The organism is Paenarthrobacter sp. FR1 (assembly GCF_051106045.1).
In the GTDB taxonomy this organism is placed as follows: domain Bacteria; phylum Actinomycetota; class Actinomycetes; order Actinomycetales; family Micrococcaceae; genus Arthrobacter; species Arthrobacter nitroguajacolicus_A.
On record NZ_JBPFSF010000024.1, the window covers coordinates 1 to 2,179 of the forward strand.

A 2,179-nucleotide genomic window follows, 5' to 3' on the forward strand; every position below is an offset into this window, starting at 1 on the left:
TGGCCCGCCGGTTGGGGCGGGCCACCGGTGGTGGGGTTAGTTGCAGGTTGCTGCGTTGTAGGCGGCGGTCTTTGACACAGTGACGGGTTGGCCGTTGACTGTGGCTTTGGCTTCGACAGTTACTGAACCTGCTGGTACGGAGGCAGCGCGGGTGGTGAAGGCGTGGACGGCGTTCTTGCCCGGTTTGACTTCAGCGATGGTCTTGGTTCCGTAGGCCGAGGTGAAGGTGGCCTGGACCGACTTCGTGTCGTTGTTGGTCAGCTGCGCGGTCACGGTGACTTTCCCGGCAACGCATTTGGTGCTGGCCACTGCGGTGACGTTCAGTTGCGGTGCGGCCGGGACTGGGTTGGCGATCATTAGCCAGCTCAGCTGCACATCCGGGCCCCGGGTGGGGGTCAGTGAGAAGACCAGCTTCCCGTCCGTTCCTACCGTGATGTTTTGGTAGGCCGCGGACTGGTAGTCCCCGCTGTAGTCATGATCGGCCTCGACTACGGCGCCGTTGACGGTGACTTTCGCTCCGCGGTCATCCCATTGGGCCCACGGATCGTAGTATCCGGCGTAGACCGTGTAGGTACCCGGGGCAAGGTTGTTGAACTTGTAGCTCAAGTCCTTGCCGGCCTTGGCGTAACGGAGCGTGGTGAAGATGTTGCCGTCAGCGGTGCCTGTCACGCCGCTGCCTTCACTTTCATAACCCCAGGTCTTGCCCGTGACGGGGTCAGCACCGAAGGGCTGGTCCGCTGCGCTGTTCAGGACGGTGCCGTCCTGGGCTTCTGCTGCTGCCATCAACGCGGTCCAGTCAGCTGTTTGCTGCCCGCCGGCGTTGACCGCGTACTGGACACCCTCCGGGACCACCGGGATGGTCCGGGTGAACGTCCGGTTACCGAAACCAGGCAAGGTACCGGTGGCCGTGATGACACCGGCCGTGTTCGTGTTGCCCTTGACCTGCCAGGTCACCGGCTGGGTGGTGCTCTGCCCGTTCTGTGTGACCGTCACGTTGCTGACACTGAACGTTGAACCCACAGCCAGGCTCGCAGGAACACCGGTGACGTTCCAGACCGCGTTCGCGTCAAGATCCTCAAGCTTCCACTCTGAGGGGGTTTTCACGGCGAGGGTTTTGCCGCCTTCGCCCATCTGGATGGGCAACCACACCATCGGTGCGGTGGCCAAGGCCTGGTCCGATCCGCCGTTCCAACGGTCGCCCATGTAGATGAACTTGCCATTGGCCGGATCAACAGGGATCACCGAGGACGGCTGGGAATTATACGAGTTCCAGGACACGTCACTGCTGAACGGATCCCCCATGCCGGTCCACTCCCCCAGCATGCTGGTGGCCGTGCCGTACTGGGACGGGTTCGGGTCCCAGCCCTTGGTTCCCGAAGAGATGATGAAATAGCGGCCCTGGTACTTGAAAATGGCCGGTGATTCACGGGACCAGTCCACGAAGGCCCGCCGGTAGTCCACGCCCTCCACAGCCGTCTCCGGCGACGCCGACAGACCCGTGTAGTCAGCGTTGAGCTTGGAAATGAACATGGTCTTGTTCTCTTCGCTGGAGTAGATGATGTAGCCGGTGCCATCGTCATCCACAAAGAGGTTCATGTCCCTGGCCATGCCCGGATTGTTCGGGGCTTTGTTCGTCGGGTCCGAGGGGTCAGCGTGATGCAGCCGGTAGCTGTCGATGTAGCGGAACGGCCCAAACGGCGAATCCGAAACAGCAACACCGGCATTGGCTTTGGCATACTGCACGTTGTACTGATCCGTCGGACCATCAGCGTGGACCCACATGACCCACTTGTTGGTCGCAGCGTTGTAGATGACCTTGGGCCGCTCCAGGATCGCCGGGAGCCTGTCCCCCGAACGCACGGTGCCAAGATCCCTGTATACAGCGTTCTTCTGCGCGGTGGTGTAGCCCGAGTACAGGTTCTGGAAGTACGGATCGCTGGCGAACTGATCCGCCGAAGACATCGCCTTCAGCGCGACGCCCTCGTCCTTCCAGTTATACAAATCGTAGGAACTGTACGCATGGACACCCGGGGACGAATGGTACCCGTTGGTCCGGTCCTCGCCGTACAGGTAGTAGATGGTCTTGCCTGCGGAATCCTTGGACGTGACCACCTGGCCACCGTGGGCCTGGATCAGCTTGCCGTTGTTATCGCGCCAGTCCTGACCGGGCCGGAAACTG

1 protein-coding gene is annotated in these 2,179 nt (G+C 61.6%); it reads right to left on the reverse strand.

The features are described 5' to 3' along the window. Positions 1-36 precede the first annotated feature (36 nt). Positions 37-2,179 (reverse strand): family 43 glycosylhydrolase (locus tag ACR30Z_RS22540; protein ID WP_434374672.1); only part of this gene is annotated, 2,143 nt, incomplete at its 5' end.